A 25,459-nucleotide genomic window follows, 5' to 3' on the forward strand; every position below is an offset into this window, starting at 1 on the left:
TGTTAGCCCCTTGGCAAGCAAAGCAAAATACTTTGAAGGAGTGCTTTCTGTGACCCGCGATATTACCGACGCGAAGCAAGCCGAGGTTGAACTGCAAATCGCCGCTGCGGCATTCCAGGCGCATTTAGGCATTATGGTGACCGATGCGCGGGGCAATATTCTGAAGGTTAATGATACTTTTAAGCGTATTACCGGTTACAGCGATGAGGAGGTGATTGGCAAAAACCCGCGTATGTTTAGTTCCGGCCACCATAACGCTGCGTTTTATCGTCGGCTGTGGCGTAGCGTTATGGCAACGGGTAACTGGGAAGGAGAGATCTGGAATCAGCGTAAAAACGGCGAGCTGTTCCCTGAGTGGCTGACGATTAGTGCAGTGTATGATGCCGACGGTAACCTCACGAACTACGTTGCCACGATGAGTGATATCAGTGAGCGCAAGGCGGCCGAGCAGGAGATCCACCAGCTTGCTTTTTATGACCCCATTACGGGTTTCGCTAACCGGCGGCTGTTTATTGACCGTATTGGCACAGCGCTAAAAGAGCTGAACCGCCATCAGCGCTGCGGCGCGTTAATCCTGATCGATATTGATAACTTTAATCATGTTAACGATACCCTAGGCCACCATGCGGGCGACCAGCTGTTGCAAAGTGTTGCCCGGCGCTTTGGGCGAATGCTGCGAGATACTGACACCTTGGCAAGGTTGGGAAGCGACGAGTTTGCGGTGCTGATTGAAGGGATTGATGGTAGCCCACGGCAAACTCAGCAACTGGCTGAACATATCGCGTATAAGCTGCTGGCGGCGCTGGATGAGCCGATCAGCGTGGGGGAAGAGAGTGCGTTAGTCACCGCTAGCGTAGGTATTACGATCATCGCAGATAGCCAGCGCAGCGCAGACGACTACCTTCAACAGGGAGATATGGCACTTTCTCAAGCGAAAGCCAGCGGCCGACGAGCAGTGCGCTTTTTTGACCCTTCCATGCAGGCAAAACTGCTAGCTAAGGTAAAACTAGAGTCGGAGCTTCGCCAAGCGCTTGAGCATCAGCAATGGCGGCTGCATTACCAACCTCAGGTTGATCGTCGGGGTAGATTAATAGGCGTTGAAGCCCTACTGCGCTGGCAGCACCATGAGCGTGGGTTAGTCTCGCCGGGCGAGTTTATACCGCTGCTAGAGAGCACAGGGCTGATTAATGATGTCGGGGAGTGGGTGCTGGAAGAGGCTTGCCAGCAGTTAGCCCAGTGGGCAGGTTCGCCGCTGCTGAATAGGCTCACGATTTCGGTGAACATCAGCCCACTACAATTCCGCGAGAACAACTTTCTGCAGCGGGTCGAGCAGGTATTTCAGCGCACTCAAGCGCCGCTAGAGCAGCTGAAATTAGAAGTCACTGAAACGCTGTTTGTAGAGGCGCGTGACGATGCACGCGATAAAATGCTCAGTCTAAAAGCCTTGGACGTTCGTTTCTCGCTGGACGACTTCGGCACCGGCTACTCGTCGCTGGCTTACTTGGCCCAACTGCCGTTGGACCAGCTGAAAATTGACCAATCCTTTGTGCAGCAAGTGCTCGAGAGCAAAGCAAACGCGGCGATTGTGGAAAGTACCATTGCCCTGGCGAAGAGCTTAAACCTGGATGTGATTGCCGAGGGGGTGGAAGTGGAAGCGCAGCAGGCGTGGCTGATGGCCCATGGCTGTCACGCCTTTCAGGGCTATCTGTTCGGACGGCCGGTGTCCGTTAATGACATTGAAGCAGCCGTGCTAGCTCAGTCCTACGCTTGAGGCATGCAGCTTGATGAGTAACGCCGCGATCAGCGCGGCGTGCTCAAAGCTCTCGGGGGTAATCACCTCAAGCCGCGAGTCTTGCCGCCAAGCGCTGCTGGCAACGCTCAGGGCGCCATCCGCGCGGTTGAACCGTTTCCAGCCGTCGGTGGTGTGGAACACTCCCTTTACCCGCGCCGTAGCGGGCAGCTCGCCAATACAATGGGCGAGATGGTCGAGGCCGAATCGCTCGGTAGGGTGCCAGCGCAGGCCCGTACTGGTGTAACCCAGGGCAGTGGCGGTTTGCTGTTGGGGCTGGCCAGCAGGGGGCGGAAAATCGAAAAAAGCCCCCTCTAGGCTAGGGCTGGCTGCCAGAGCCTGATGCTCGGCAGGCATCGCAGGCTGATCTTGTTGGCGCGCCTGGCCGCTGTCCAAGATGAGCGACACCGGCAGCACCCCTTCCTCAACGGTGTACACCCATTTACGGGCCGGCCATAGCGTGCCGATAAACTGCTGCGCTTGTTGATGCTGGGCGCTGCTTGCCTGCTCGCCCATGGTGATGGCGATGGCGTCGGCCATGTGGAGCTGGTCCTGAAACGTGTCGTGCTCACGCACGCGGGCTTCATCCAATCGGCGTGGGTCAAGTGTGGCGATGATATCTTGCACCGTCACCACGTCTTGAAACGCCTCGCCGCGCAGTAAATCTAATAACCCCGCCGGATGGCCAAGGCCCGATGGCTCGATAATCACCCGATCGGGCTTGCTGCGCGCCAATAAATTAACCAGCGCCGCCTGAAGCACAAACGCCAGCTGGCAGCATAGGCAGCCGCCGGGCAGCCCTTTCACTACCACATCATCGCGCGCATCAAACATCGCTTGATCAATGCCGATCTGACCAAATTCGTTGACCAAAATCGCCCACTTCTCATCCACAGGCTTTTGCTCGATCAGGCTGTGGATAAGCGTGGTTTTGCCGCTACCTAAAAAGCCGGTGACGATGTGAACGGGAACGCGTGAAGCGGCTGCCAACGGTTAACCTCCGGTCATGTTCATAAAGCGCACCACCTGCACGTCGCCATCGGTGGTGAAGTGGTGGCGTTCGGGCTTAAGCGGTAGGGCGTTAATAATGGCGGTTTTGAGCGCCTGCATATCGCCAGGATGGCGGCGCAATACGGCGCGCAGGTCCACCGAGTGCTCATTACCCAGGCAGAGCAGCAGGCGGCCTTCCACGGTGACCCGTACGCGGTTGCAGCTATCGCAGAAGTTATGGCTATGGGGCGAGATAAAGCCCACCCGGCTGTCGCTGTCGGCCATTTTGAAGTAACGCGACGGCCCTGGTGTGCTCTCTGTGGTGGGCATCAGCGGGTAGCGTGTTTCGATCAACGCCTGAACGTCGTCGCTGGAGTAGAAGGTCTCTGCCCGGGAGTGGTCCGACACATCGCCCAGCGGCATCTCCTCGATAAAGCTAATATCGAGGCCCTCCTGACGGGCAAAGGTCACCAAGTCGAGCACTTCGTCTTCGTTGCGCCCCTTCAAGATCACCGCGTTTAGCTTGATGCGCTTGAAGCCCGCCTCTTTGGCGGCGTGAATGCCGTCGATCACCTTGGCTAAGTCGCCGGTGCGCGTCAGCTGTTTAAAGCGCTCGGGGTTGAGGGAGTCGAGGCTGATATTGAGCCTACGCAGGCCGCCGTCATACAGCCGCTTGGCGTGCTTGCGCAGGCTGGCGCCGTTGGTGGTCATGGTGAAATCGTCCAGCCCCGGTAGGGCGCCAATCTCGTCCACCAGTTGCTCAATCCCTTTGCGCACTAGCGGTTCGCCGCCGGTCAGGCGGATCTTCTCGACGCCAAGCTCGGTGAAGGCGCGCGCCACCATGGCAAGCTCTTCCAGCGTGAGCACTTGCGCGCGGGGGAGAAACGTCATCTCCTCGCTCATGCAGTACACGCATCGGAAGTCGCAGCGGTCCGTCACGGAGATGCGTACATAGCGGACACGGCGGCCAAAATCGTCAATCAGTTGTTCGGTCATTGCCAGCTCGTTATCGGTTGAATGCAGACCGCCTCGCCTGGCTGTGCGTCTGCCTGGTCACCGCCAAGTTCAATCAAACAGTTGGCCATCACCATGGAAGTCAAAATACCCGAGCCCTGGGCATCTGTGCTGCGCACATGTAGCACGCCCTGCTCATCACAAGTATAAATGCCACGCAGAAAGTCGGTGCGCTTCAGGCGGCTTTTTAGCGGTGTTTGGGCAATCGCTGTGAGTCGTAAGGGCGGAGAAGGCAGTTGCCCCTGCAGCCGTTGCAAAAGCGGCACCACAAACTGGCTGAAAGTAACCATCACCGCCACTGGATTACCGGGTAGCCCCACAAACGGTGTGCGGGAGTCGCTCAGTTGGCCGCAGGCCATCGGGCGGCCAGGGCGTAGCGCCACCCGCCAAAAGGCCAGCCGTCCGAGCTTTTCCAGCGCAGCGCGGGTGTAGTCCGCGTGGCCCACGGATACGCCGCCGCTGGTAATCACAAGGTCACACTGCGCCGCTGCTTCCGCAAGCGCTTGCTCAATAGCGCGCGGGTCGTCGGGCAGAATACCTAAATCCACCACTTCGGCCCCTTGCTCGCTAAGCATGCCGATCAGAGTGAAGCGATTGGTGTCGTAAATTCCGGCACTGGGGAGCGGCTCTCCCGGCGGCGTGACTTCGTTGCCGGTGGAGAAGATCGCTACCTTTGGACGCTGATAGACGTCGATGGTGGCATGGCCTAATGAAGCAATCAGCCCCATGCTGGCAGCATCCAGCCGTGTGCCCGCCGTCAATGCAACGGCCCCTTTGGCAATATCCTCCCCGGCTTGGCGTACGTGCTGCCCAAAACTGACCCGCTCTGGCGCATCGATGGTGACACTGTCGTCACCCTCAATGAGCTGCTCACGCATAATCACCGTATCGGTGCCGCTGGGCAGCGGCGCGCCGGTGGTGATGCGTACGCACTGGCCAGAGGGCACCTCACCCTCAAACGCTTGCCCGGCGAAGGCATCGCCCGCAACAGGCCATTGGGTTTGAAAGGGCGGCTGCTTTGGCCAGGATAAGGCAACGCCATCCATCGCCGCATTGGTATTCTGTGGCACGTTAATAGGCGCAGTGATATCAATCGCCAGCCTGCGTCCGTAGGCGCTAGCTAGTGCCACCTGTTCTACCGCTACCGATTTCTCAACCAGCGTCATCAGCGCATCACGGGCGGCATCGACGCTGAGCATCTGCTCGCCCAGTTCAAAACACGACAGGCTCATGGCGTCTCCTGGGAAGGCGTTGTCAGTGCCAGCTCCAAGCGGGCTTTCTCCTCTTCGGTATTGAGGTTGGCGAACGCTTCAGGGCAGTCAGACATATCCACCCGGCACCATGCGTGGCGCGCGTACCAGCGATCGATTTTACGCTCGCCTTCGGCCAGGGTGGCCGCTAAGTCGTCAGCCAGCGACGTACGTAGCAGCGCGACGACGGGGTGCAGGCGCTCGCCATCAAACGCCACGGCGATATCGTGCTCGACACCCTCGTGAGTAATACCTGCGACCATGCGCGCCACCAAATCGTGGGGCAGCGCAGGGGAGTCGCAGGGTGCGACCAGCAGCCACGGAGTTTGAGCCGCACGCAGGCCGCTGTAAATACCCATCAGCGGGCCTTTAAAGCCGCCTTCGGCATCTTCAATCACACGGTCGGCAAACAGCGCATACGCATCGCTATTACGGTTGGCGTTAATCACCAGCTCATGTACCTGGCCTTCGAAACGCTTGACGGTGTGTGCCACCAGCGGCAGTCCGGCAAATGGCTCTAGGCCCTTATCACGGCCACCCATGCGACGGCCTTCTCCGCCCGCGAGGATCATGCCAGTCAGTTCGTGCTTGGCGATCATATGCCTGCCTCCTTGGACGAGCGCGCGCTCGGAGGCTTGGGGGGAATCGCGTCCAGCGTCAAGCGGCCAGCGGCGTTAATAGCTTGGAAGCCTTTGCCCTTCGCACGGGCAATCAGCATCACGCCGAAACGCTCGGCCAGCTCTACGCCTTTTTGTGTCACGCCTGAACGCGATACCAGTACGCTAATGCCCATTTGCGCGACTTTTAGCACCATTTCCGATGTTAGCCGGCCCGTGGTGTAGAAAATATCGGCGCTACGGCTATCAGCTTGGTTAAGCCACTGGCGACCCGCCAGTGTGTCCACGGCGTTGTGGCGGCCCACGTCTTCGACGAAATCCATCACCTGAGCTTGGTGGCACAGCGCGCAGCCGTGTACCGCGCCCGCGCTGCGGTAGGTGTCGTTATAGGTGTTCAAATTGGTCAACAGTTGATAGAGCGTCGATTGGGCCAGCGGTGTCTCAGGCAGCGCTGTGAGAGAAGTTTGCTCTAACAGTTTACCAAACACAGTGCCCTGGCCGCAGCCCGTTGTGACAGTGCGCGTGCTAAGGCGCGCTTCCAAGTCATCCGGCAGGTGACGAGTGACGATCACTGCCGCCTCTACCTCCCAATCGACTTGAACGGCGGTTAAGTCCTCTGCGCTTCTCAAAAGCCCCTGGTTGCGTAAATAGCCCACCACTAAGGCTTCGGGGTCATCGCCCAGCGTCATCAGGGTGACAATTTCACGCTTGTTAAGATACACCGTGAGTGCACGCTCGGCGGCAATGGCCTGGGGGCGGGTGTCGCCGTAGGCATCCATGACATCAATGGTGGTCGTGGCCGGTAAGCGGGCTCGGCTTAACTGAAGGGCGGGCATCCGCAATCCTCACTGATACCAAAACGCTGTGTGGCTGACGCAAACACGGCGCACAAGATCATAATAGTTGAGTAAAATAGTCTGAGTTGACGATGATGACGCTCAAAAGGCTTACTTGTCTACCCGTTCAAGGTCTAAGGTGGTGAAACCCATGAGTGATAGTTTACGCGCATTAAGCGTTACCTTAGTCGCCGAGCCCAAGCAGGTGCGCAGTTTCACGCTGACCCAGTGGCGCATTGCAGAGCTAGTGCCGGGGGACGAAGGGGAGTGCGTACTCAACCTGCAGCTCTATATGACCGAGCGAGCCGCCTATCGATTTAACCTCACCGCGCCGACGCCGCGCCTGTTCGTGCGTGCCGGGTTCACCGGGCAAACCCCGAAACCCGATGCCATCACCGCCAGCCAGGATGTGGCCGCGGGCTGGCTAGATGGCGAGCAGCAAGTATTAGAAGCGTCGATGCCGATGGCGATTCAGGTGTGGATAGAGCACTATCTCGCGCGCCACGGTGAAGCGCCGATGGAAACCCGCAAGAAAAAACGCAAAGGGGCCGGGCGCAGTAAAGAGACCCCGACCAAGGAGCAGCCACAGTGAGCCGTTTGGAGCGCTGGTCGCGTAAAAAGCGCGGCATTGAACATGAGAGTGATGACAGGCCGCCGGCGGAGCCGGTAGAGCCTCAGTTAGAGGTGGAGACGCACGCGCCTGAGTCTGACGGTATAGATGCCTCCTCCCCAGCGGTAGACGAGCAAGAGGCCGCAGCTCCGCCCCTACCGGGCAGCCTGGACCACACGTTGCCCGACCCAGACACTCTGCCTGCCGGCAGCGACTTCAGCGCCTTTATGGTGCCTGGCGTCAGTGCTGCGCTGCGCCGCCGTGCCCTGCGTAGGCTCTGGGCCACCGGTAACTACAATGTGCGCGATGGTTTGGATGATTACGACGCCGACTACACTCAACAGTTAAAGCCCATGGCCAGCGAGCTGGCGGGCAAGCTGCGGCGTTGGGCCAATAAGGCAGAAGAGACCTTAGAGAAGCTGGAAGACGCAGGGCAGAAGGAGAAAGCACAGGAAGAGACGTCGCCTGCGCCCGCCTCGGATCAGACCAGCGCTTGCACAAGTGATGACAGTTTTGTACAAAGTGCCTCACTAAACGACCAGTCTGATTATTCTGATCACGCTCTAGGAGAGCGAAAGAAAGACGGTTAGCTTTTTGAATCAGTGAGTTAAGGTAAATCTGACGTGCTTGCGTTGACAGCGGTACGACCAAAGGAAGTGGCAAAAAAGCTGTTTGCGCCATACTCTGATACAAGAAGCTATGTCGTTATAACGCCGAAAGTCATCCGTGAGATGACAAAATCTAATCTCTAATTATAACAAAAACGACCTCTTGACCGTGAGAATGCATGAACCAACGAATCCAACTGGCGTCGATTGACGACCAGCGCAACGTCGCCGCTCGTGAAGCGGTGCGTCGGCGTATCTCATGGCCGGTGAATTTAACGCCTGCCAACGTGACCTACCACAGCCGCGGTCATGTGCTGTTGCTCGGTAGTGCGCTGTCAGTGACTCAAGCGGCACGAGTGCTTCAGGGGCGAGGATTAGCGTCCCTCACGATGCTGACCACGGATGAGGCCGTTGATCTTTCCGTCGCCAGCGAGCCGCTGATCGCTCAAGTGCTGAGTGCGCATCAACAGTCACAGCTAAACATCGCGGGGCATTTGGGTGGTTTTCGTGCCACCCTGAGCCAAGACGATGGCGACTCTCTCAATCTTGCCCAAGCGCTGATTGAGCGGGACGTGTTTGACGTAGTGCTGGACCTTTCGGAGGGAGCACTTAACGTCGCTTCTTGGGAACTGCCCCCGCCGGGCTACCTGCGCCTCGCATGGGAGCGCCAGGAAGCTGAGCGTGCCGACGTGTTAGAGAGCGTGACGGAGCTGGTCGGTGAGTTCGATAAACCGCGCTATTTCCAGGTCAATACCGATCTTTGTGCCCACTCTTCCAGTGGTAACGTCGGTTGCACTCGCTGCCTCGACGTCTGCCCGGCGGATGCGATTTCTAGCATCCAAGGCCGCATTGAGTCGCGCATTGAGATTGATCCTTTCCTTTGCCAAGGCGTAGGCAGTTGCACCAGTGCGTGCCCTACGGGTGCCATCGAGTTTCGCCTGCCGGAAACCCGCCGTCAGCAGGATACGTTAGCCACTTGGCTCACTGCTTATCGGGACGCCGGTGGCGAGGTGCCGGTGCTGCGCTTTATTACCCATGACTCGCTGGAAGCTGAGCGTGCTGCAGGCATTACCACGCCGGGCCACATCATTGATGCCCCCTTGGAAGAGCTGGGCGCGGCGGGTCACGACCAGTGGCTGACGGCGCTCGCCAGCGGCGCTTCTGAAGTGCGCATTCAGCTTCACGACGGCATGCCGCCCCGGCTCAGCGCATTTTTAGAGCATCAAATCGCTCAGGCCCATAGTCTGCTGGCCGCGCTAGGCCACGACGCCGCGCGTATTAAGCTACTGTCGGTAGATGCCGAGGGCGAGCGAGATGCGCTGCCCAGCCTAACACCGCTCACCGAGTCGCCATTGAGCTTTAATGAGCCTAATAAGCGTGCTCGCCTGAACGTGGTGCTGGCGCGGTTGGCTGAACTGGGGGCTCCCAGCGGTGAGCGCCACGCCATGCCTCAAGGGGCGGCTTACGGCGGCATTAATGTCGATAGCGCGGCCTGTACGCTGTGCCACGCCTGTGTCAGCAATTGCCCAACGCCTGCGCTTAAATCCGGCGGTAATACCCCCGCGCTTAGCTTCCTGGAAGCCGATTGTGTACAGTGCGGGCTCTGCGAACAGGCCTGCCCTGAAGACGCCATCACGCTGGAGCCAGGCTTCCTCGCGGCACCTGCGCGCGAAACGCGGCATATTTGCCACGAAGAGGCGGCTTTCGAATGTATCAGCTGCGGTAAGCCGTTTGCCACCGCCAGCACCGTTGCCACCATTAAAGCCAAGCTGGCCAACCACCCTTACTTTGCCGGTGATGCCATGACGCGCTTAGAAATGTGTGAAGACTGTCGGGTGAAAGACGTGTGGAAAACCATGGCTCGTGATCCTGAAGCGCAACTAAAGGTGTAAAGCAATGAGCGATGCAATGCCGACGCTAAGTGAAACCGATGCGCTGCGAATGGATATCTACCAGCTGTTCGCTAGCCTGCTGCGTCAGGCCCCCGACAGCGAGCTACTGGCGTGGTTGGAAAGTCTCGATATTGAGCAAGATGGCAGCCGCATTGCTGAATGCTGGGCCGCGCTGTCAGAAGCGGCAGGCCAAAGCGATGTGGACAGCCTGAAGCGTGCGCATTTCCGCCACTTAGTAGGCGTCATTCAAGGCGACGTTGTGCCCTATGCATCCTGGTACCGCAACGGCGAGCTGATGGAAGCCGCGCTGGTCGCGCTGCGCCAAGATCTCCGGGCGCTAGGCTTTGAGCGCAGCGAGCATACCCGGGACCCAGAAGACCACCTGGCGGCGATGTGCGAAGTGATGGCCATGCTCATCGCCGCGCAAAGTAGTGAACAGTTCACCTTTTTCCAACAGCACCTTACCCCCTGGGCTAGCCGCTGTTGGGATGACCTTGCAAAAGTAGACACCGCTTTCTATTCAGCACTGGGGAAGTTGGGTAGTGCTTTTATGGAGAGCGAACAGGCACGTTTGAGCGATCAAGCGGCCTATCAACCGGTGCGCATAGTGGAGCCTGCTTCCTATGATGCCGGTGCAGCGCGCAAAGCCACACCGTGACGTGACCGTGCGCAGCGGTAAGCGAACAACAGGGCCTACGGGCCACGCATAAAAAGGGCATGAAAGAGGAGAACCCCATGCACCAGTCACATAACCCTGAGCGCCGCCGGTTTATGAAAACCGTTGGTTTAGGCACCGCCGCTGCGGGCGCAGCCGTTGCGGTAGGCCACGTCACGCTGGCACAGGCAGATGATAAAAGTCCGGTTGAGCGCGACAAGCAGGCGGTGAACTACCGCGAGACCGACCATATTCGTGCTTATTACGCCTCGCTGCGTGACTGACGGCGAACTGCCAGGAGATTTGCCATGCGTCTAACTCGCAAAACGAACACCCCCGCTACCACTGGGTTGGGTATTTCCCGTCGTCAGTTCCTAAAGCGCACGGGTGTAGCCACCGGTGGGGTGGCTGCGGCAGGCTTTATGGGCGCGCCGATGATGCAGCGCACTGAAGCGGCTGATAAAACGCCGGTGCTCGACTCCCCGGTAGAAACGAAGCGCACCATCTGCTCCCACTGCTCGGTAGGCTGCGGTGTGTATGCCGAGGTTCAAGAGGGCATCTGGACCAAGCAAGAGCCCGCGTTCGACCACCCGATCAACCGCGGCGCTCACTGCGCCAAAGGGGCATCGCTACGCCAGCACGGCCACTCCACGCGCCGCCTGAAGTACCCGATGAAACTGGTCGCCGGTGAGTGGCAGCGTATGGACTGGGATACCGCCGTCAACGAAATTGGCGACAAGCTGATTGAGCTGCGCGACGCCCACGGCCCCGACAGCGTTTACTGGCTGGGTTCCGCAAAATTCAGTAACGAGCAGGCGTACCTAATGCGCAAGCTCGCCTCTATGTGGGGCACCAATAATACCGATCACCAGGCGCGTATTTGCCACTCCACCACTGTGGCGGGCGTTGCGAATACCTGGGGTTACGGAGCGATGACCAACTCGCTCAACGATATGCATAACAGCAAATCGATGCTCTTCATTGGCTCCAACCCCAGTGAAGCCCACCCGGTGGCCATGCAGCACATTTTGATCGCCAAGGAGCGCAACAACTGCGACATCATCGTCGCGGACCCGCGCTTTACCCGCACCGCTGCTAAAGCCAACAAGTACGTGCGCATTCGCCCCGGTTCTGACGTGGCCTACATCTGGGGCTTGCTGTGGCACATCTTCGAAAACGGCTGGGAAGATAGCGAGTACATCAACCAGCGCGTGTACGGCATGGACGACGTGCGGGCCGAAGTCGCCCAGTTCCCGCCCAGCGTCGTGGAAGACATCACCGGCGTCTCGGAAGCCGACATGTTCGAGGTGGCCAAGCGGCTTTCCGACAACCGTCCGGGCTGTGTGGTCTGGTGTATGGGCGGTACTCAGCACACCACCGGCAACAACAACACCCGCGCCTACTGCATCCTGGAGCTGGCACTGGGCAATATCGGCAAGTCTGGCGGCGGTGCCAACATCCTGCGTGGTCACGACAACGTACAGGGTGCCACCGATTTGGGCCTGGGGTCTGATTCACTGCCGGGCTACTACGGCTTAGCAGAAGGCGCTTGGCAGCACTGGGCCAATGTGTGGGACGTAGACTACGAGTGGCTGAAAGGCCGCTTCGACGACACCGAGTACGCCGACGGCAAGCCCATGTACTCCAGCGGTATTACCGTATCGCGTTGGGTAGATGGCGTGCTGGAAGAGGACGAAAACATCTCCCAGCGCACCGCGCTGAAAGCGATGTTCTACTGGGGCCACGCGGTCAACTCACAAACCCGCGGCGTTGAAATGCAAAAGGCGATGCAGAAACTGGAGATGATGGTCATCGTCGACCCTTATCCCACTGTCGCGTCCGTCATGCACGACCGCACCGACGGCGTCTACCTGCTGCCCGCTGCCACGCAGTTTGAAACCACCGGTAGTGTGACTGCCACCAATCGCTCGATCCAGTGGCGTGACCAAGTCATCGAACCGCTGTTCGAGTCCAAGCCCGACCATGAAATCATGTACCTGTTTGCCCGCAAGCTGGGCTTCGGTAATGAGCTGGTCAAGAACTATGAAATGAACGGCGACGAGCCGCTGATCGAAGATATTCTGCGTGAAATCAACCGCGGCATGTGGACGGTGGGTTACACCGGCCAAAGCCCGGAGCGCCTGAAAGAGCACCAGCAAAACTGGCACACCTTCAGCTTTGAAAATCTGCGTGCTCAGGGTGGCCCTGCCGATGGCGACTACTACGGTTTGCCGTGGCCTTGCTGGGGCACCCCGGAATTCCGTCACCCGGGCTCCCCGAACCTCTACGATACCAGCGTGCCCGTGATGGAAGGCGGCATGGGCTTCCGCGCCCGCTTTGGCATCGAGCGTAACGGCGTCAACCTGCTGGCCGAAGGCTCGGCACCGGTGGGTGGCGACATCGACGACGGCTATCCGGAGTTCAACGACCAGTTGCTGAAAGACCTGGGCTGGTGGGATGACCTGACGGCCGAAGAGAAAGAGGCTGCTGAAGGTAAAAACTGGAAAACCGACTTCTCCGGCGGTATCCAGCGCGTTGCTATCGAACACGGCTGTGCGCCTTATGGTAATGCCAAGGCCCGTGCCGTGGTGTGGACGTTCCCGGACGCGGTGCCGAAGCACCGTGAGCCGCTCTACACCACTCGTCGTGACCTGGTCGAGCGGTATCCCACGTGGGACGACTTTGACTCCATCATGCGTCTGCCCACGATGTATAAAACCATCCAGGATCGTGACAACAGCGCGGATTACCCGATCATTCTGACCTCAGGTCGTTTGGTCGAGTATGAAGGGGGCGGCGAAGAAACCCGCTCCATGTCGTGGCTGGCGGAGCTGCAGCAGGAAATGTTCGTCGAGATGAACCCTGCCGATGCCAACGATATCGGCGTACGTGACGGTGACGATGTCTGGGTCGAAGGCGCCGAGGGCGGCCGCGTCAAGGTGAAAGCCCTGGTCACCCCCAGGGTGGATCGCAAGGTGGCCTTCATGCCGTTCCACTTTGGCGGCATCTTCCAGGGCGAGAACCTGCATGATCGCTACCCGGAAGGCACGGCGCCCTATGTTCAGGGCGAGGCAGCCAACACGGCGACCACTTACGGCTACGACCCGGTGACACTGATGCAAGAGACCAAGTGCACCATTTGTCGTATTGAGCGCGCTTGATCGATAACGCGCGACCCGACCAGATAGCAGGCCGATGCGGCAATGTCCGCATCGGCAAGAGGAGAACACCATGGCTCAAATGAAATTTATGTGTGACGCCGAGCGCTGCATCGAGTGCAACGGCTGCGTCACCGCCTGTAAGAACGCCAACGACGTCGAGTGGGGCATCCAGCGCCGCCGAGTAGTGACTCTGAACGACGGCGAAGCGGATGAAATGTCCATTTCCGTTGCCTGTATGCACTGTGATGATGCCCCTTGTATGGCGGTTTGCCCTACCGACTGCTTCTACAAGACCGACGATGGCATCGTGCTGCACGATAAAGACCTCTGCATCGGCTGCGGCTACTGCCTGTATGCCTGCCCCTTCGGCGCACCCCAGTTCCCCCAGCAGAACGCCTTTGGCGAGCGCGGCAAGATGGACAAGTGCACCTTCTGCGCAGGCGGCCCGGCAGAAAGCAAGGAAGAGGAGTACCAGAAGTACGGTTCCAACCGTATTGCCGAAGGCAAGCTGCCGCTGTGCGCCGAGATGTGCTCGACCAAAGCGCTGCTGGCAGGTGATGCGCAGGACGTTGCCGACATCTTCCGTCAGCGTGTCGTCCATCGTGGCCACCCGGATGGAGCGTGGTCGAACAATCCCCAGGCCAGCACCGACAACCTTGCCTACGATGCTGCCCGTAAAGGCTAAGGAGGCGTGTCATGACCATAATGACCATGACCACCGTTGAAATGCCTGCATCGGCCAACGGGCATGCCGCCCGTGGGTTGAAGCGCATCTGGCACCTGTGCCTGATGCTGCTACTGCTGGTGGCCAGCCTCGGTGTGAGCCAGCTGGCCGTGGCCCAGGCGGACCCGCAACGGGAAATGTCCACCGCCGCCCCTGGCATTACGGCCGAGCAGTGGCGCCAGGTACGCAGCGGTGAAACCGGCCCGAACTATCGTGATTCGCGTCACGACAGCAACTACAACCTGATCAACGCCAGCGGTGAAACGTGGCGGATTCTGCGCAATCGTTGGGTATCGCCATTTGGCCTGATTGCCATTCTGGGCATGGCCAGCGTGATCACGCTGTTCTATCTGGTGATTGGCCGCAAGCATCTGGACGAGCCGCGTACAGGCCGCAAGCTGCTGCGCTGGTCGCTGCTGATGCGTGCGCTGCACTGGACGGTGGCGACGCTGTTCATCACCCTGGCGCTGACCGGTCTCAACCTGCTGTATGGCAAGTTCGTCTTCCGCTCGCTGTTTGGCGACGCAGTATGGGCCTGGATGATTGCGGCCTCCAAGGTGCTTCACAACTACCTGGGGCCACTGTTCGGCATTCTGCTGATCGTGCTGCTGGTCAAGCTGCTGAAGGACAATATCCCCAAGAAGCATGACCTGCAGTGGTTCAAGCAGGGCGGCGGCCTGGTCGGTAAAGGCCACCCGGATGCAGGTTTTGCCAACGGCGGTGAAAAAGCCTGGTACTGGCTGCTGGCTACCGCAGGGCTGTTGGTCGTGGCCAGTGGCTTCGTGCTCGACTTCCCGAACTACGGGCAGAGCCGCGATACCATGCAGTGGGCCAACATCATCCATGCCGTGGGCGCGCTGGGCTTGACCGCCGTGGCGCTGGGGCACATCTACATCGGTACGGTAGGGACCGAAGGGTCGCTGGAGGGCATGACCACCGGCTACGTGGATGAAACCTGGGCTAAAGAACACCACAACCTGTGGTATGAAGCGGTTAAAGATCAGACCGTTAGTGAAGAGGAGCTGGCCGCGCGTAAAGCGGGCGGCAGCGGTGAGCCTTCAGCAGCCAAGCCAAGCTGAGTCACGCCGTCGAGATAAGTGGACGTGAACGCCCTTCGACACCGCCTTCGGGCGGTGTCTTTTGTTATGCTGCACTCCAATGACTTTTGAAAGAGGAATCACCATGGCGACATTTGACGAACTGGATGCCACCACCCGCACTGAGCTGGAAGCCGCCGCCTTTCGGCGCTTGCTTAAGCATCTGGACGACAATAAAGATGTGCAGAACATCGACCTGATGATTCTGGCGGATTTCTGCCGTAACTGCCTCTCCAAGTGGCTGGTGACCGCCGCCGATGAGCGCGGCACCGAGCTTGAGCTGGACGCCGCCCGCGAGTACGTCTACGGCATGCCCTACAGCGAGTGGAAAGCCAATCACCAGGGTGAGGCAACGCCGGAACAGCTGGCTGCTCTTGAAGCGCGCCAAGCCAAGAAAAAGGCCAACGCCTCCCCCAACGAGCACAAGGAGTAGCGCCATGGATGCCATGGAAGCGCTGAACATTGCGGTGCTCACCGTCTCCGATACGCGGACGGAAGAGACCGACCGCTCGGGGCAGTCGCTGGTGCAGCGGCTAACTGAGGCGGGGCACCGTTTGGCGGATAAGCGGATCGTACCGGATGACGTTTACCAGATCCGTGCGGTGGTAGCGCAGTGGATTGCCGACCCCGGCGTGCAGGTGGTGCTAACCACGGGCGGCACAGGGTTTACCGGGCGCGACTCCACCCCCGAAGCGGTCTCGGTGCTGCTGGATAAACGTATCGAAGGTTTTGGTGAGCGTTTTCGCCAGCTCAGCGGCGATGAGATCGGCAGCTCCACGATCCAGAGTCGCGCATTGGGTGGCTTCGCTAACGCCACGGTGGTGTTCTGTTTGCCGGGCTCTACCGGTGCGTGCCGTACCGGCTGGGATGGCATTCTGGCCGAACAGCTCGATAGCCGCCATAAGCCCTGCAACTTTGCCAACCTGGTGATTCCCGGTCGGGGGCAGCATGGCTGATCTGCAGCCGATTGAAGCGGCGCTGGAAGCGCTGCTGGCCGACGTGACGCCGCTCGATGCCGAACGGGTCGCGTTGAGCGACGCCGCTGGCCGCGTGCTGGCCGAACCGGTCACGGCCACGCTGGACGTGCCGCCGTTCGATAACAGTGCGATGGATGGCTATGCGCTGTGCGCGTTAGACGCGGGTAAGCGGCTGCCGGTGAGCCAGCGGATTGCCGCGGGCAGTACGGCACGGCCATTGGCGGCGGGCACCTGCGCACGAATCTTTACCGGCGGGCAGATTCCGCCAGGTGCCGACTGCGTGGTGATGCAGGAGCGGGTGGCTGAGGAGAACGGCGAGGCGCTCATCCCCGTGGACGTGCCTGAAGGAGACAACGTTCGCCTGCAGGGCCGCGACGTGCGCCAAGGCGATGTGCTGCTCAATGCTGGCGAACGCTTGGAAGCCGCCGCGTTAGGGCATTTGGCGGGGCAGGGCATCACCGAGGTTCGCGTACGACGCCGCCCACGGGTGGCGCTGCTTTCCACGGGTGATGAGATCGTCGACCCCGGCACACCGTTAAAACCGGGTCAGCTGTATAACTCCAACCGCCCAATGCTCAAGCGGCTGCTGGAGACGTTCGGGGCCGAGGTGGTGCAGTTGGTGAGCGTGCCCGATGACTACGCCCAAACCGTGGCGCTGTTGAACCACGCCGCTGCCGAGGCCGATGTAGTGGTGAGCACCGGTGGCGTCAGCGTCGGGGAGGAGGACCACGTCAAAGCGGCGCTGGAGTCTCTTGGGCAGCTCGATATGTGGAAGCTGGCGATTCGTCCCGGCAAGCCGCTAGCGCTGGGTCGCTTGCCCCGCGACGATGGCAGTCATGCTCGGTTTGTGGGGCTGCCGGGTAACCCGGTGTCGGGGTTTGTGGGCGCGTGGCTATTTCTACGCCCACTGATGGGGGCACTACTGGGCTGCCCTGCGCTGGCGGAGCTTCCGTGCCTAACCGCCACCGCGACCTTTACCACCGACACCGGCCCGCGCCAGCACTATATGCGGGTGGCGCTGCGCTTTACGCCCGAGGGCATTGAGGCCGATGCCTTTGATGATCAAAACTCAGCGGTGCTCTCTTCCTGCATTGCGGCCGATGCGCTGGCGGTGATTGATCCGCATAGCCAGGTGGAGAAAGGTAGCCAAGTGCGCTGCTTATGGATGGTGGGTTGAACTTGCCTCGGAAGGTGGGCTTAGCCGAGCTCCGTTTAGGAGCAGAGTGAGCTGCTCCCCTTCCAGGGCGATGCCGCACAGCGCCGGATGGCGGGAGCGGGCAGCCAGCAGTGGCGGTAGTGGGTAGATCGCGGCGGAGGGCAGGCGCATCATCTCACTGTCGCCGGTAATGCCTAGCTGCCATGGCCCCTCGGCATCGCGTAGGGTTAGCCAGCGCGTTGGGTGGTTCGGTGGTTACGGAACTGATCACGCGATTAATTTTGAAAAGGCACTTAATCGGTTGCTAGAAAAAAGAATGATCGAGCAACTAAATAATGGCATGGGGAATAAAACACGACGTATCCTTGGTAATACGCCCCACGTCTTCGCGAATGCCCATGCCACACGCGCGGTCGCCCACTACCCAACTGCCAATTAGCGCGTGCTTGTCGCCAAAGCGCGGCAGCGGGTGGTACGCCTGGCGTATCCACGGGTTATCAGTGTAAGGCCCGCCCACGCTCTCTTGCTGGCCGCTGGGCGTTATCAAACTGATATTGCTCCCTTCCCGTGAGAAAAACGGCTTGCGCACCCAGCCTGCTTCCAGCGGCGAGTGACTATCTTTTTCAAAATACGCTGGTAGCAGATTCGGGTGCCCTTCAAACTCTTCCCACAGCAGCGGCAGAATCCCTTTATTGGAGAGCACGGCTTTCCAGGGCGGCTCGAACCAGTGGGTGTTGAGTTGCGTGACCGCCTCGCCAAACGCTTCTACCGCCATCTCTTCCCACGGATAGAGCTTGAACAGGGCGGTAATCGGCTGCTCGTCCAAATCGACAAAGTGCTCGACTCCTGGGGCCACGCCAATGTCTTCGATGTAGATAAACGGTGCCTGTAAGCCTGCTTGTAGAGCGATATCCTGCAAGTAGCTGACGGTGGCGCGCTCCTCGTCGCTGCCTTTTACACAGGAGAAGTAGAGGGTGCGGTTTTCCAAGCGGTCGCCCAGATGCGCCATGGCATTGAGCAGGCGTTCTTGAATCGAGTTGTACTGGTCGGCGTGGCGGGGCAGGATGCCTTGCTCAATCGCCTGCTCCAGCCATACCCACTGGAAAAAGCCCGCCTCATAGAGCGAGGTGGGCGTATCGTAATTCAGCTCTAACAGCTTGGCGGGGCCGTTGCCTGAGTAGGCAAAGTCCATTCGCCCATAGAGGGGCGGTTGCCCGCTGCGCCAGGAGTGGTGGATGAGGTCCCACATATGCTCGGGGATTGCGAGGCGCTGCATTAAGGCATTGGAGTGACAGACCTTATCAACCAGCTCCATACACATCTCGTGCAGGGCTTCGGTGGGTGCTTCGATCTCTTGCTCCACCTGCTCCAGGGTGAACTGGTAGTAGGCGTCCTCTTTCCAGTAGGGTTCGCCATCAATGGTATGGAAATGAAACCCCAGCTCTTTGGCCAGGGCTTTCCATTGCGGGCGTTCAGAGACGTTGATGCGCAGCATGGTAGCTCCCAAACGGTGGTCAATACCCCAAAATGCTAGGAACCCCAAGAGGCCGATCGTGTGCCCAGGCCGCGCCGCGTTGTGGCTTGGCGGTTTTGCACCACCGAGCTACGCAGGGCCTCGTTACGCTGATTGACCCGTTGCGTCGCCTGGCTGGCCGCAGCATTCCAGTTGCCCTGGTTTTGGCGGTTGCGGTAGACCGGCTCTTGATACACGCGCTCGAACGAGCGCCCTCGGCTGGTATTCGCCAGCATGTTACCGACCATATAGCCCATCATGGCAGGCATGAACCAACTGCCGCCGCCTGCGGCCTGGGCCTGCTCATCGGTGGGGGCTGCGCAGGCGCCTTCGCCGTGTTCAGCTTCGCAGGCTTCTAGGGTGTCGAAGCGTGGCACGGACTCTAGAGAGGCCTCGTAAGCGTCTTCGCAGGCGCTGCGGGTGTACACGTTGGCGGCTACGCACTCTTCGACGCCTTGATAGCTTTTGGGCTCGTCGAAGCGAACATCGGTGAGGTGCTCGTCCTCTGCGGGCTGGGTGCAGGCGGTCAAACCAAAGGCGCTCGCGCCCATCATCGCAAGCGATAGGCGTGCGCTACGTTTACGACGTGGCAGGTGGGTAGGGTGAGACTGCTTTTCCATGATGGCGCTCCGTTACCAGGTCATTGAAGCCGCGTTAATTAAGCCCACGGCAATCGAGATACTGCCCACTAGCGTGCCGTAGGCCTGATGACCTTCGGTGATGTGCTGGGACAAGCTCTCCCCCTGACGACGCAGGAACAGTTTTACACCAAAGAACGTGGCGATCTGTACGCCGAACGCCACCACGCCCCACAGAATAAAGTCGATATAACTAATGGAGTGGGCCATGGCGCTGTACAGCGGCAAGGTGAAGCCCAGGATAGAACCGCCATAGGCAGTAGCGGCTGCCGCATTGCCCGCTCGAATCAGCGCCCACTCGTGGTGAGGGGTCAGGCGGCTATAGCAGTACATAAAGGCCACCAGCAGCGCGAGCGCGCCAAGCAGGTAGGCGAAGAAAGACGGTAATCCCTGTAGGTAGTGCAACATGGCGGTGTGCATCCTTGTGGTTAATGACGTGTGGTCAGTCAACAGTCAGCATTGTGACATAGCTTAGCTGGAGAGCGGCAATCATCCATCGCCTTTCGTCGCGCCGCTTGGTAAGTAGTAAAAAAACCTATTTTTTGACTTTTGTTGCGACTAAAGGCTAATAGATGAGACGTGTCACCTGCTTAGAATCCCGCGATGGTTGGTATTTTTACCTAAACTCACCGTGTCGTATCGCTTGATACCGCTCTTCGTGCCCGTGTTGGGCACCGCTTTAGACGCGACCGCTTCGAAGGACTTCCCCTCATGCATGCCCTAACCCTGGCATCGTTTCTGTTTTTTACGGGCCTGGTGGCCTTTGTCACATGGCGCATCACGCGGCGTGATGACCACCGCAGCACCAGCGGCTATTTCCTGGCAGGCCGCACGCTGACCTTTCCGCTGATTGCGGCCTCCATGCTGATGACCAACCTCTCCACCGAGCAGATGGTGGGGCTGAACGGGTCCGCGTTTACCGATGGTTTGAGCGTCATGGCGTGGGAAGTGATCGCCGTGATTGCCCTGGTGGCGCTGGCGCTGTTCTTCCTGCCGCGCTTTTTGAAAAGCGGCATTGCTACGCTGCCGCAGCTGCTTGCGATCCGTTTTGATACAGGCACGCAGCTGATTGCCAACGTTATCTTCCTGATTGCCTACGCGGTGGTGCTGCTGCCGATCATCCTCTACTCCGGGGCCATCGGCCTTCAGGGCATGCTGGACTTACAGGGCCTGACCGGCATTGAATCCAACACTGCGCTGCTCTGGGCGACGGTATGGGCGGTGGGCCTGATTGGTGCGGTCTACGCGCTGTTTGGCGGCCTGCGTACGGTAGCGGTATCGGACACCCTCAACGGGGTAGGCCTGCTGATTGGCGGCTTCGTGATCGTTTACTTTGGACTACAGGCGGTGAGCGGCGGCAGCGGCGTGATGGAGGGCTGGAATATCCTGAAAGAGAGCGCCCCCAGCAAATTCAACTCCATGGGTGGCCCTGAACAGCAGGTACCGTTCTCGACCATCTTTACCGGCGTGCTGCTGCTTCACCTCTTCTACTGGACCACCAACCAGCAAATCATCCAGCGCACCTTTGCCGCCAAGAACCTGGCCGAAGGCCAGAAGGGCGTACTGCTCACAGGGTTTCTAAAGCTATTGGGGCCGCTGTACCTGGTACTGCCCGGCATCATTGCCTACCACCTGTATGCCGACCAGGGCATTCGCGCCGATGAAGCGTATGGCCACCTGGTATTCAACGTGCTGCCGCCTTACCTGACCGGCTTCTTTGCCGCCGTCATGGTCGGGGCCATTCTCTCCTCGTTTAACTCTGCGCTGAACAGCACCACGACGATCTTCAGTCTGGGCATCTACAAAGGCGTGCTGAAAAAAGATGCGACGGAAGAGCAGGTGGTGAAGTCTGGTAAGGTGTTTGGCTGGACCATGGCGATTACCACCATGATTATTGCGCCGCTGCTGGCGGGTCAGGACAGCCTGTTCGGCTACCTGCAGAAGATGAACGCGATCTACTTCATCCCAATTCTTGCCGTGGTGCTGGTGGGTCTGCTGACAAAACGCGTACCGCCCATGGCCGCGAAAGTAGCGCTGGTCGGCGGCTGTTTGCTGATTGCGGCGGGCTACTTCGTGCCGCCGTTCAACAAGCTGCCCATGGTGATGCACGAGTTCCACTTCGTCGCTTCGGTGTTCGTGCTGCTAGTGGCGGTCATGCTGGTGATCGGTAAGCTGCGCCCCCGCGCTACGGACTGGGTGCAGGAAGACTCCGGCGATGTCGATCTCACCCCGTGGAAAGGCGCGGTGCCTACCGGTATCGTGCTGGTGGTGTTGGTGGTGATCATGTACGCCTCCTTTGCGGGTGGCTAATCACGCCAGTGTTGTAAATGGAATAGCCCCAACGTCCCGCATTGCGGGGCGTTGGCGTTGTTGGCGATAGGCTAAGCGGCGTGGTAGGGGGCGTCGAAGCGTTAGAGAAGGTGTGTAGAAGCGTACTGAGCGAAATGCATTTTAAAAAGTGATGCAGCCAGTGGTGTAGCGCCCCCATCATGCTGCACTGAATTGACAACGTTGCCGGGGTATGACAAACACACATCCATTTTGTGCGAGGAATCATCGGTGGCAAACGAGCAGACTTATCAAGCGTTGGGAGTGGATACCCTTGGCCAACGGCTAGGCGGTGTGGAGGCCGTCGCCAGCCGTGTGGGTGGCAACCCCGCCGAGTGGCACATCCGTGAAGTAGGCGACGGCAACCTCAATCTGGTGTTTATCGTGACAGGCAGCACCGGCAGCGTGGTGGTCAAGCAGGCACTGCCCTATGTGCGCATGGTGGGCGAGAGCTGGCCGCTGCCGCTCTATCGCGCCCATTTCGAATATTACGCCTTAGTGCGTCAAGCCAAGCGCGCGCCCGGCGTGGCCCCCGAGGTGTACTACTTCGATAAGCCCCAGGCATTGATCGTGATGGAGTATCTGCACCCCCATGTGATTCTGCGGCGCAAGCTGATCAGCGGCGAACGCGTGGCGGAGCTGGGTGCTACTCTGGGTGAGTTTTGTGCGCGCACAGCGTTTCGCGGCTCTGAACTCTCCATGGCAAGCCCGGATAAGAAAGCCGATGTCGGGTTGTTCTCTGGCAACGTGGCGATTCCGGCGATCACCGAATCGCTGGTGTTTACCGACCCCTACTACGGCGCGGAGATGAACCGCCACACGCCCGAGCTATCGCCCGTGGTGGACGAGCTGCGCCGCAACGCCCGCCTGAAAGCCAAGGTGCAGCGGCTGCTGATGAAGTTCACCGCCAACACCGAGACCATGCTGCACGGCGACCTGCACTCCGGCTCCATCATGGCCACCGACACCAGCGTGCGCGTCATCGACCCTGAATTTTCTCAATACGGCCCGATGGCGTTCGACTTGGGCATGGCGGTAGCCAACTTCTTCATGGCCTACTTTAGCCAGCCCGCCCACCGCCAAGAAGGTGACCTGGAGGAGTATCAAGCGTGGATTTTAGAAGTGATCACCGATTGCTTTACCCGCTTCGATGAGGAGTTTCGCCACCTCTGGCAAACCGAGCGCACCGGTATTCTGTTCCCCAGAGCGCTGTTTGAAGAGCAGGGCAACAGCGCCGACGACGCCTGCGACGCGCTGCTGGAAGAGATCCGTGAAGATGCGCTGGCCTACTGCGGCATCGAAATGCACCGCCGCGTGCTCTCGCTGGCCCACAATGCCGACTTCGAAGAGATCGAAGACACTGCCCTGCGCGCCAAGCTGGAAGCACGCAACGTGCTGATGGGCCAAGCGCTAATCATGGAGCCGCAAGCTTACTGTGATCTCAATGCGCTAGTGGCTTTAGCCAAGGCATACAGTCAGAAATCAGTGCTGTAAGCACTTTAGGTGGCACCTTCGGCACCGCTTTGCGGTGCTTCGCGGGTGCGCTCCGCTTACGCCGCGCTACGAATGCCCCACCTGGAGTTCGGCGAAGCCATGTAGCGCGGCGTAACGAATCTTGCGAGGTACGAGCAAATGAGGCACCCGCGAGGGCGGCGATAGCCGCCTTCACACGTTAAAGCTGATCCAAACGATCAAATTTTCCGGCGATGTCGCTTTCGGTCCAGTGGGGGACCCAGCCTTCCACATTGTCGAAGAAGCGCAGCGCGGTGAATTCCGGCTCGGGGCCCATGTCGAACCAGTGCGGGGTGTTGGCGGGCACGCTGATCAGGTCGTTGCGGGTGCAGAGCACCTGGTAGACCTTGTCGTCGATGTGCAGGCAGAACAGCCCCTGGCCTTTGACGAAGAAGCGAACTTCGTCTTCATGGTGGCGGTGCTCGTTCAGGAACTTCTGGCGCATCGCTTCCTTGTCCGGGTGGGTGGGCACCATGTGCAGCACGTCGACGGTCTGGTAGCCGCCCTTGGCTTTTACCCGGTCGATATCTTCCTGGTAAAGCGCCAGGATCTCTTCCTGGGTAGCATCGTCGGCAATCTCGCCTGGGGTTGCCCAGCGCTCGAACAGTACGCCTACCTGGTTTAGCTCAGCGGTAATCCGTTCGCCGTCGGTGGTGTCGATGAGGGCATCATGGGGATTGTTATCGGCAAATACTTTGAGTTGCGACATCGTAAGCTCTCCTTGAAAGTGACGAGACAGAAACGTTACAGGTGGATCTCGTCGAAACGGGTGACGCACGGATGGCGGGTGCCCGCCTGGGTGCCTTCACGCACCAGCTGTAGCGTTTGCATGCCCGCCTGCTGGGCCGCATCCAGCTCTTCGACGACATCTGACAAGAACAGCACCGATGCGGGCGGCAGGTCAAGGGTGTCGAGGATACGCTGATACGAGGCGGCCTCGCGCTTATGGCCAACATGGGTGTCGAAGTAGCCGCTGAACAGCGGGGTCAAATCGCCTTCATCGCTGTAGCCAAACAGCAGCTTCTGCGCCTGCACCGAGCCTGACGAGTACACATACAGCGCCTTGCCTTCCGCCTGCCACTGGCGCAGCGCTGGCGCCACATCCGCGTATAAATGGCCGGTGAAGTCGCCGCGCTGGTAGCCGTCGGCCCATACCATGCCCTGCAGGGCTTTCAGCGGCGTCACTTTCTGGTCGGTGTCGATCCAGTGCAGCAGCGTGGCGATGACCGCTTCCAGCGAGGCGTCGGCGTCCTGCATGACATCACGCACGGCTTGGATCTGCTCGGCCACCGCCGGTGCCTCTGCGTTCTCGCGCAGAAAGTCAGGCAGCTTGGCGTGGGCATAGGGGAACAGCACTTTGTGAACGAAGTTGATATCGGTGGTGGTGCCTTCGATATCGGTCACGATAGCGCGAACGGTTGGGTTGCTCATTGGGGCCACCGGCTCTCTTCCAGTACACAGGCAAGTAAAAATTCAATCGCTTCCAGATGGCGGCGGCAGCTGGCAATGCTGTCGCCCACGGCGTAAATGCCGTGGCCTGCCACCAAAAAGCCCCAGGGCATCGGCCAGCCTTGGCGAACGTGCTCTGCTAACTCCTCCATATCCTGGGAGTTAGGCACCACCGGCAAAAGAATCGTCGCATCATGCGTCACATTGCCCGCCAACGCCTTTTGCATCTCGAAACCGCTCAGTTCGATGCCATCGGGAAAGCGTCGCGACAGCACGGTGCTGGCCACGGTGTGGGTGTGCAGCACGCAGTGAATGCTTGGGTCTAGCCGGTACAGCGCGGCGTGTAGGTCACTTTCGGCGCTGGGTTTGCCGTTGCCTTCCAGCACACGGCCTTCCAGGTCACACAGCAGCAGGTCATCCGCCTGGATACGGGTTTTATCCCGCCCGGAGGCGGTGACTAAATAGCCCGCCTCGGTACGCGCAGAAAAGTTGCCGCCGGTGGCGGGGGTCCAGCCTTGCTGTGCCGCCCAGCAGATGGCGTCCAGCAGTTCGGTGTGTAAGGTGTTCATCGGGTCAGCATCGCCTCGTCTAGTGGCAGCCATTCTATATGATAAGCTTCGCGCCTGATAAGCCGTGCCGCTGT

General features: G+C 59.5%; 26 protein-coding genes. 14 read left to right on the forward strand and 12 right to left on the reverse strand.

Features of this window, described 5'->3' with window-relative positions; translation table 11 throughout:
- Positions 1 to 49: 49 nt before the first annotated feature.
- Positions 50 to 1,771 carry a putative bifunctional diguanylate cyclase/phosphodiesterase gene (locus tag L1249_RS07770; RefSeq protein WP_228168743.1) on the forward strand — a complete coding sequence of 574 codons (1,722 nt, stop codon included), beginning with the start codon at positions 50 to 52 and terminating at the stop codon, positions 1,769 to 1,771.
- Here L1249_RS07770 and L1249_RS07775 read toward each other — a convergent pair.
- From L1249_RS07775 to L1249_RS07795, 5 genes are read right to left on the reverse strand one after another with little or no spacing between them, the layout of a single operon-like run.
- Positions 1,751 to 2,779, reverse strand: coding sequence for a CobW family GTP-binding protein (locus tag L1249_RS07775; protein WP_172416583.1), 1,029 nt, complete (start codon positions 2,777 to 2,779; stop codon positions 1,751 to 1,753). The two genes, L1249_RS07770 and L1249_RS07775, sit on opposite strands and share 21 nt — an antisense overlap.
- Positions 2,780 to 2,782: 3 nt before the next feature.
- Positions 2,783 to 3,775: a GTP 3',8-cyclase MoaA gene (gene moaA, locus L1249_RS07780; protein WP_044630051.1), complete on the reverse strand. Its 993-nt coding sequence runs from the start codon at positions 3,773 to 3,775 to the stop codon at positions 2,783 to 2,785.
- Positions 3,772 to 5,025 (reverse strand): molybdopterin molybdotransferase MoeA, encoded by a 1,254-nt coding sequence (gene moeA / locus L1249_RS07785; protein WP_235253475.1) that lies wholly within the window; start codon positions 5,023 to 5,025, stop codon positions 3,772 to 3,774. The genes moaA and moeA overlap by 4 nt, the downstream gene beginning before the upstream one ends.
- Positions 5,022 to 5,642, reverse strand: a complete 621-nt coding sequence (gene mobA, locus L1249_RS07790; RefSeq protein WP_062360934.1) for a molybdenum cofactor guanylyltransferase MobA — start codon at positions 5,640 to 5,642, stop codon at positions 5,022 to 5,024. Before mobA ends, moeA begins: the two co-directional genes overlap by 4 nt.
- Positions 5,639 to 6,496 carry a formate dehydrogenase accessory sulfurtransferase FdhD gene (locus L1249_RS07795; protein ID WP_235253476.1) on the reverse strand — a complete coding sequence of 286 codons (858 nt, stop codon included), beginning with the start codon at positions 6,494 to 6,496 and terminating at the stop codon, positions 5,639 to 5,641. The genes mobA and L1249_RS07795 overlap by 4 nt, the downstream gene beginning before the upstream one ends.
- A 151-nt stretch (positions 6,497 to 6,647) precedes the next feature.
- On the opposite strand from L1249_RS07795, the gene L1249_RS07800 reads away from it, so the two are divergent.
- From L1249_RS07800 to L1249_RS07850, 11 genes are all read left to right on the forward strand, one after another.
- Positions 6,648 to 7,088: a DUF3305 domain-containing protein gene (locus L1249_RS07800; protein ID WP_235253477.1), complete on the forward strand. Its 441-nt coding sequence runs from the start codon at positions 6,648 to 6,650 to the stop codon at positions 7,086 to 7,088.
- Positions 7,085 to 7,696, forward strand: a complete 612-nt coding sequence (locus tag L1249_RS07805; RefSeq protein ID WP_235253478.1) for a DUF3306 domain-containing protein — start codon at positions 7,085 to 7,087, stop codon at positions 7,694 to 7,696. The genes L1249_RS07800 and L1249_RS07805 overlap by 4 nt, the downstream gene beginning before the upstream one ends.
- 197 nt (positions 7,697 to 7,893) lie before the next feature.
- On the forward strand, positions 7,894 to 9,606 hold the full coding sequence (locus tag L1249_RS07810) for a 4Fe-4S dicluster domain-containing protein (protein WP_235253479.1): 1,713 nt from the start codon (positions 7,894 to 7,896) through the stop codon (positions 9,604 to 9,606).
- Positions 9,607 to 9,610: 4 nt separating this feature from the next.
- A complete protein-coding gene (locus L1249_RS07815; RefSeq protein ID WP_137093071.1) occupies positions 9,611 to 10,264 on the forward strand; it encodes a TorD/DmsD family molecular chaperone in 654 nt (217 codons plus the stop codon).
- Between the two features lie 77 nt (positions 10,265 to 10,341).
- Positions 10,342 to 10,545: a twin-arginine translocation signal domain-containing protein gene (locus L1249_RS07820; RefSeq protein ID WP_052509959.1), complete on the forward strand. Its 204-nt coding sequence runs from the start codon at positions 10,342 to 10,344 to the stop codon at positions 10,543 to 10,545.
- Between the two features lie 24 nt (positions 10,546 to 10,569).
- Positions 10,570 to 13,422, forward strand: a complete 2,853-nt coding sequence (locus tag L1249_RS07825) for a molybdopterin-dependent oxidoreductase (RefSeq protein WP_235253480.1) — start codon at positions 10,570 to 10,572, stop codon at positions 13,420 to 13,422.
- Positions 13,423 to 13,492: 70 nt separating this feature from the next.
- Entirely contained in the window at positions 13,493 to 14,107 is a 615-nt protein-coding gene (fdh3B, locus tag L1249_RS07830) for a formate dehydrogenase FDH3 subunit beta (protein ID WP_235253481.1), read from the forward strand.
- Between the two features lie 11 nt (positions 14,108 to 14,118).
- Entirely contained in the window at positions 14,119 to 15,225 is a 1,107-nt protein-coding gene (locus tag L1249_RS07835; RefSeq protein ID WP_235253482.1) for a formate dehydrogenase subunit gamma, read from the forward strand.
- Positions 15,226 to 15,328: 103 nt separating this feature from the next.
- Entirely contained in the window at positions 15,329 to 15,676 is a 348-nt protein-coding gene (locus L1249_RS07840; protein WP_062372825.1) for a DUF1244 domain-containing protein, read from the forward strand.
- Between the two features lie 4 nt (positions 15,677 to 15,680).
- Positions 15,681 to 16,199: a molybdenum cofactor biosynthesis protein B gene (gene moaB / locus L1249_RS07845; RefSeq protein ID WP_016915144.1), complete on the forward strand. Its 519-nt coding sequence runs from the start codon at positions 15,681 to 15,683 to the stop codon at positions 16,197 to 16,199.
- Entirely contained in the window at positions 16,192 to 17,397 is a 1,206-nt protein-coding gene (locus tag L1249_RS07850) for a molybdopterin molybdotransferase MoeA (protein WP_137093075.1), read from the forward strand. The genes moaB and L1249_RS07850 overlap by 8 nt, the downstream gene beginning before the upstream one ends.
- Here the strand turns inward: L1249_RS07850 and L1249_RS07855 are convergent.
- From L1249_RS07855 to L1249_RS07870, 4 genes are all read right to left on the reverse strand, one after another.
- On the reverse strand, positions 17,380 to 17,550 hold the full coding sequence (locus tag L1249_RS07855; RefSeq protein ID WP_161793468.1) for a hypothetical protein: 171 nt from the start codon (positions 17,548 to 17,550) through the stop codon (positions 17,380 to 17,382). The genes L1249_RS07850 and L1249_RS07855 overlap by 18 nt on opposite strands.
- Positions 17,551 to 17,704: 154 nt before the next feature.
- On the reverse strand, positions 17,705 to 18,871 hold the full coding sequence (locus L1249_RS07860; RefSeq protein WP_228168748.1) for a glutathionylspermidine synthase family protein: 1,167 nt from the start codon (positions 18,869 to 18,871) through the stop codon (positions 17,705 to 17,707).
- A gap of 35 nt (positions 18,872 to 18,906) precedes the next feature.
- The gene (locus L1249_RS07865) at positions 18,907 to 19,509 is read right to left on the reverse strand and encodes a DUF1190 domain-containing protein (protein ID WP_228168749.1); all 603 of its coding nucleotides are present in this window, start codon (positions 19,507 to 19,509) and stop codon (positions 18,907 to 18,909) included.
- Positions 19,510 to 19,521: 12 nt separating this feature from the next.
- On the reverse strand, positions 19,522 to 19,935 hold the full coding sequence (locus L1249_RS07870) for a DUF350 domain-containing protein (protein ID WP_062360914.1): 414 nt from the start codon (positions 19,933 to 19,935) through the stop codon (positions 19,522 to 19,524).
- Between the two features lie 303 nt (positions 19,936 to 20,238).
- On the opposite strand from L1249_RS07870, the gene L1249_RS07875 reads away from it, so the two are divergent.
- Together L1249_RS07875 and mtnK are read left to right on the forward strand one after the other, a co-directional pair.
- Complete coding sequence (locus L1249_RS07875; RefSeq protein WP_228168750.1) at positions 20,239 to 21,837, forward strand: solute:sodium symporter family transporter; 1,599 nt, start codon at positions 20,239 to 20,241, stop codon at positions 21,835 to 21,837.
- Between the two features lie 249 nt (positions 21,838 to 22,086).
- Positions 22,087 to 23,349, forward strand: coding sequence for an S-methyl-5-thioribose kinase (mtnK, locus tag L1249_RS07880; protein ID WP_228168751.1), 1,263 nt, complete (start codon positions 22,087 to 22,089; stop codon positions 23,347 to 23,349).
- Between the two features lie 178 nt (positions 23,350 to 23,527).
- Here mtnK and L1249_RS07885 read toward each other — a convergent pair whose 3' ends face one another.
- From L1249_RS07885 to mtnB, 3 genes are read right to left on the reverse strand one after another with little or no spacing between them, the layout of a single operon-like run.
- Positions 23,528 to 24,076, reverse strand: coding sequence for a 1,2-dihydroxy-3-keto-5-methylthiopentene dioxygenase (locus tag L1249_RS07885; RefSeq protein ID WP_074211445.1), 549 nt, complete (start codon positions 24,074 to 24,076; stop codon positions 23,528 to 23,530).
- A gap of 35 nt (positions 24,077 to 24,111) precedes the next feature.
- Entirely contained in the window at positions 24,112 to 24,798 is a 687-nt protein-coding gene (mtnC, locus tag L1249_RS07890; protein ID WP_137093080.1) for an acireductone synthase, read from the reverse strand.
- Positions 24,795 to 25,385 (reverse strand): methylthioribulose 1-phosphate dehydratase, encoded by a 591-nt coding sequence (gene mtnB, locus L1249_RS07895; protein ID WP_228168752.1) that lies wholly within the window; start codon positions 25,383 to 25,385, stop codon positions 24,795 to 24,797. The genes mtnC and mtnB overlap by 4 nt, the downstream gene beginning before the upstream one ends.
- Between the last annotated feature and the right edge of the window lie 74 nt (positions 25,386 to 25,459).

It is taken from the genome of Halomonas sp. Cn5-12 (genome assembly GCF_021532545.1).
Lineage (GTDB): Bacteria > Pseudomonadota > Gammaproteobacteria > Pseudomonadales > Halomonadaceae > Vreelandella > Vreelandella aquamarina.

What these genes read in the sequence shown, in the direction of transcription:
- L1249_RS07885 (WP_074211445.1), bottom strand. Translation starts at nt 24,076, where the DNA reads ATGTCGCAACTCAAAGTATTTGCCGATAACAATCCCCATGATGCCCTC.
- fdh3B (WP_235253481.1), top strand. Translation starts at nt 13,493, where the DNA reads ATGGCTCAAATGAAATTTATGTGTGACGCCGAGCGCTGCATCGAGTGC.
- L1249_RS07815 (WP_137093071.1), top strand. Translation starts at nt 9,611, where the DNA reads ATGAGCGATGCAATGCCGACGCTAAGTGAAACCGATGCGCTGCGAATG.
- mtnB (WP_228168752.1), bottom strand. Translation starts at nt 25,385, where the DNA reads ATGAACACCTTACACACCGAACTGCTGGACGCCATCTGCTGGGCGGCA.
- L1249_RS07820 (WP_052509959.1), top strand. Translation starts at nt 10,342, where the DNA reads ATGCACCAGTCACATAACCCTGAGCGCCGCCGGTTTATGAAAACCGTT.
- L1249_RS07855 (WP_161793468.1), bottom strand. Translation starts at nt 17,550, where the DNA reads ATGATGCGCCTGCCCTCCGCCGCGATCTACCCACTACCGCCACTGCTG.
- L1249_RS07795 (WP_235253476.1), bottom strand. Translation starts at nt 6,496, where the DNA reads ATGCCCGCCCTTCAGTTAAGCCGAGCCCGCTTACCGGCCACGACCACC.
- L1249_RS07865 (WP_228168749.1), bottom strand. Translation starts at nt 19,509, where the DNA reads ATGGAAAAGCAGTCTCACCCTACCCACCTGCCACGTCGTAAACGTAGC.
- L1249_RS07860 (WP_228168748.1), bottom strand. Translation starts at nt 18,871, where the DNA reads ATGCTGCGCATCAACGTCTCTGAACGCCCGCAATGGAAAGCCCTGGCC.
- L1249_RS07825 (WP_235253480.1), top strand. Translation starts at nt 10,570, where the DNA reads ATGCGTCTAACTCGCAAAACGAACACCCCCGCTACCACTGGGTTGGGT.
- moaB (WP_016915144.1), top strand. Translation starts at nt 15,681, where the DNA reads ATGGATGCCATGGAAGCGCTGAACATTGCGGTGCTCACCGTCTCCGAT.
- L1249_RS07840 (WP_062372825.1), top strand. Translation starts at nt 15,329, where the DNA reads ATGGCGACATTTGACGAACTGGATGCCACCACCCGCACTGAGCTGGAA.
- mobA (WP_062360934.1), bottom strand. Translation starts at nt 5,642, where the DNA reads ATGATCGCCAAGCACGAACTGACTGGCATGATCCTCGCGGGCGGAGAA.
- L1249_RS07870 (WP_062360914.1), bottom strand. Translation starts at nt 19,935, where the DNA reads ATGTTGCACTACCTACAGGGATTACCGTCTTTCTTCGCCTACCTGCTT.
- L1249_RS07835 (WP_235253482.1), top strand. Translation starts at nt 14,119, where the DNA reads ATGACCATAATGACCATGACCACCGTTGAAATGCCTGCATCGGCCAAC.
- mtnC (WP_137093080.1), bottom strand. Translation starts at nt 24,798, where the DNA reads ATGAGCAACCCAACCGTTCGCGCTATCGTGACCGATATCGAAGGCACC.
- L1249_RS07850 (WP_137093075.1), top strand. Translation starts at nt 16,192, where the DNA reads ATGGCTGATCTGCAGCCGATTGAAGCGGCGCTGGAAGCGCTGCTGGCC.
- L1249_RS07875 (WP_228168750.1), top strand. Translation starts at nt 20,239, where the DNA reads ATGCATGCCCTAACCCTGGCATCGTTTCTGTTTTTTACGGGCCTGGTG.
- L1249_RS07810 (WP_235253479.1), top strand. Translation starts at nt 7,894, where the DNA reads ATGAACCAACGAATCCAACTGGCGTCGATTGACGACCAGCGCAACGTC.
- moaA (WP_044630051.1), bottom strand. Translation starts at nt 3,775, where the DNA reads ATGACCGAACAACTGATTGACGATTTTGGCCGCCGTGTCCGCTATGTA.
- moeA (WP_235253475.1), bottom strand. Translation starts at nt 5,025, where the DNA reads ATGAGCCTGTCGTGTTTTGAACTGGGCGAGCAGATGCTCAGCGTCGAT.
- L1249_RS07800 (WP_235253477.1), top strand. Translation starts at nt 6,648, where the DNA reads ATGAGTGATAGTTTACGCGCATTAAGCGTTACCTTAGTCGCCGAGCCC.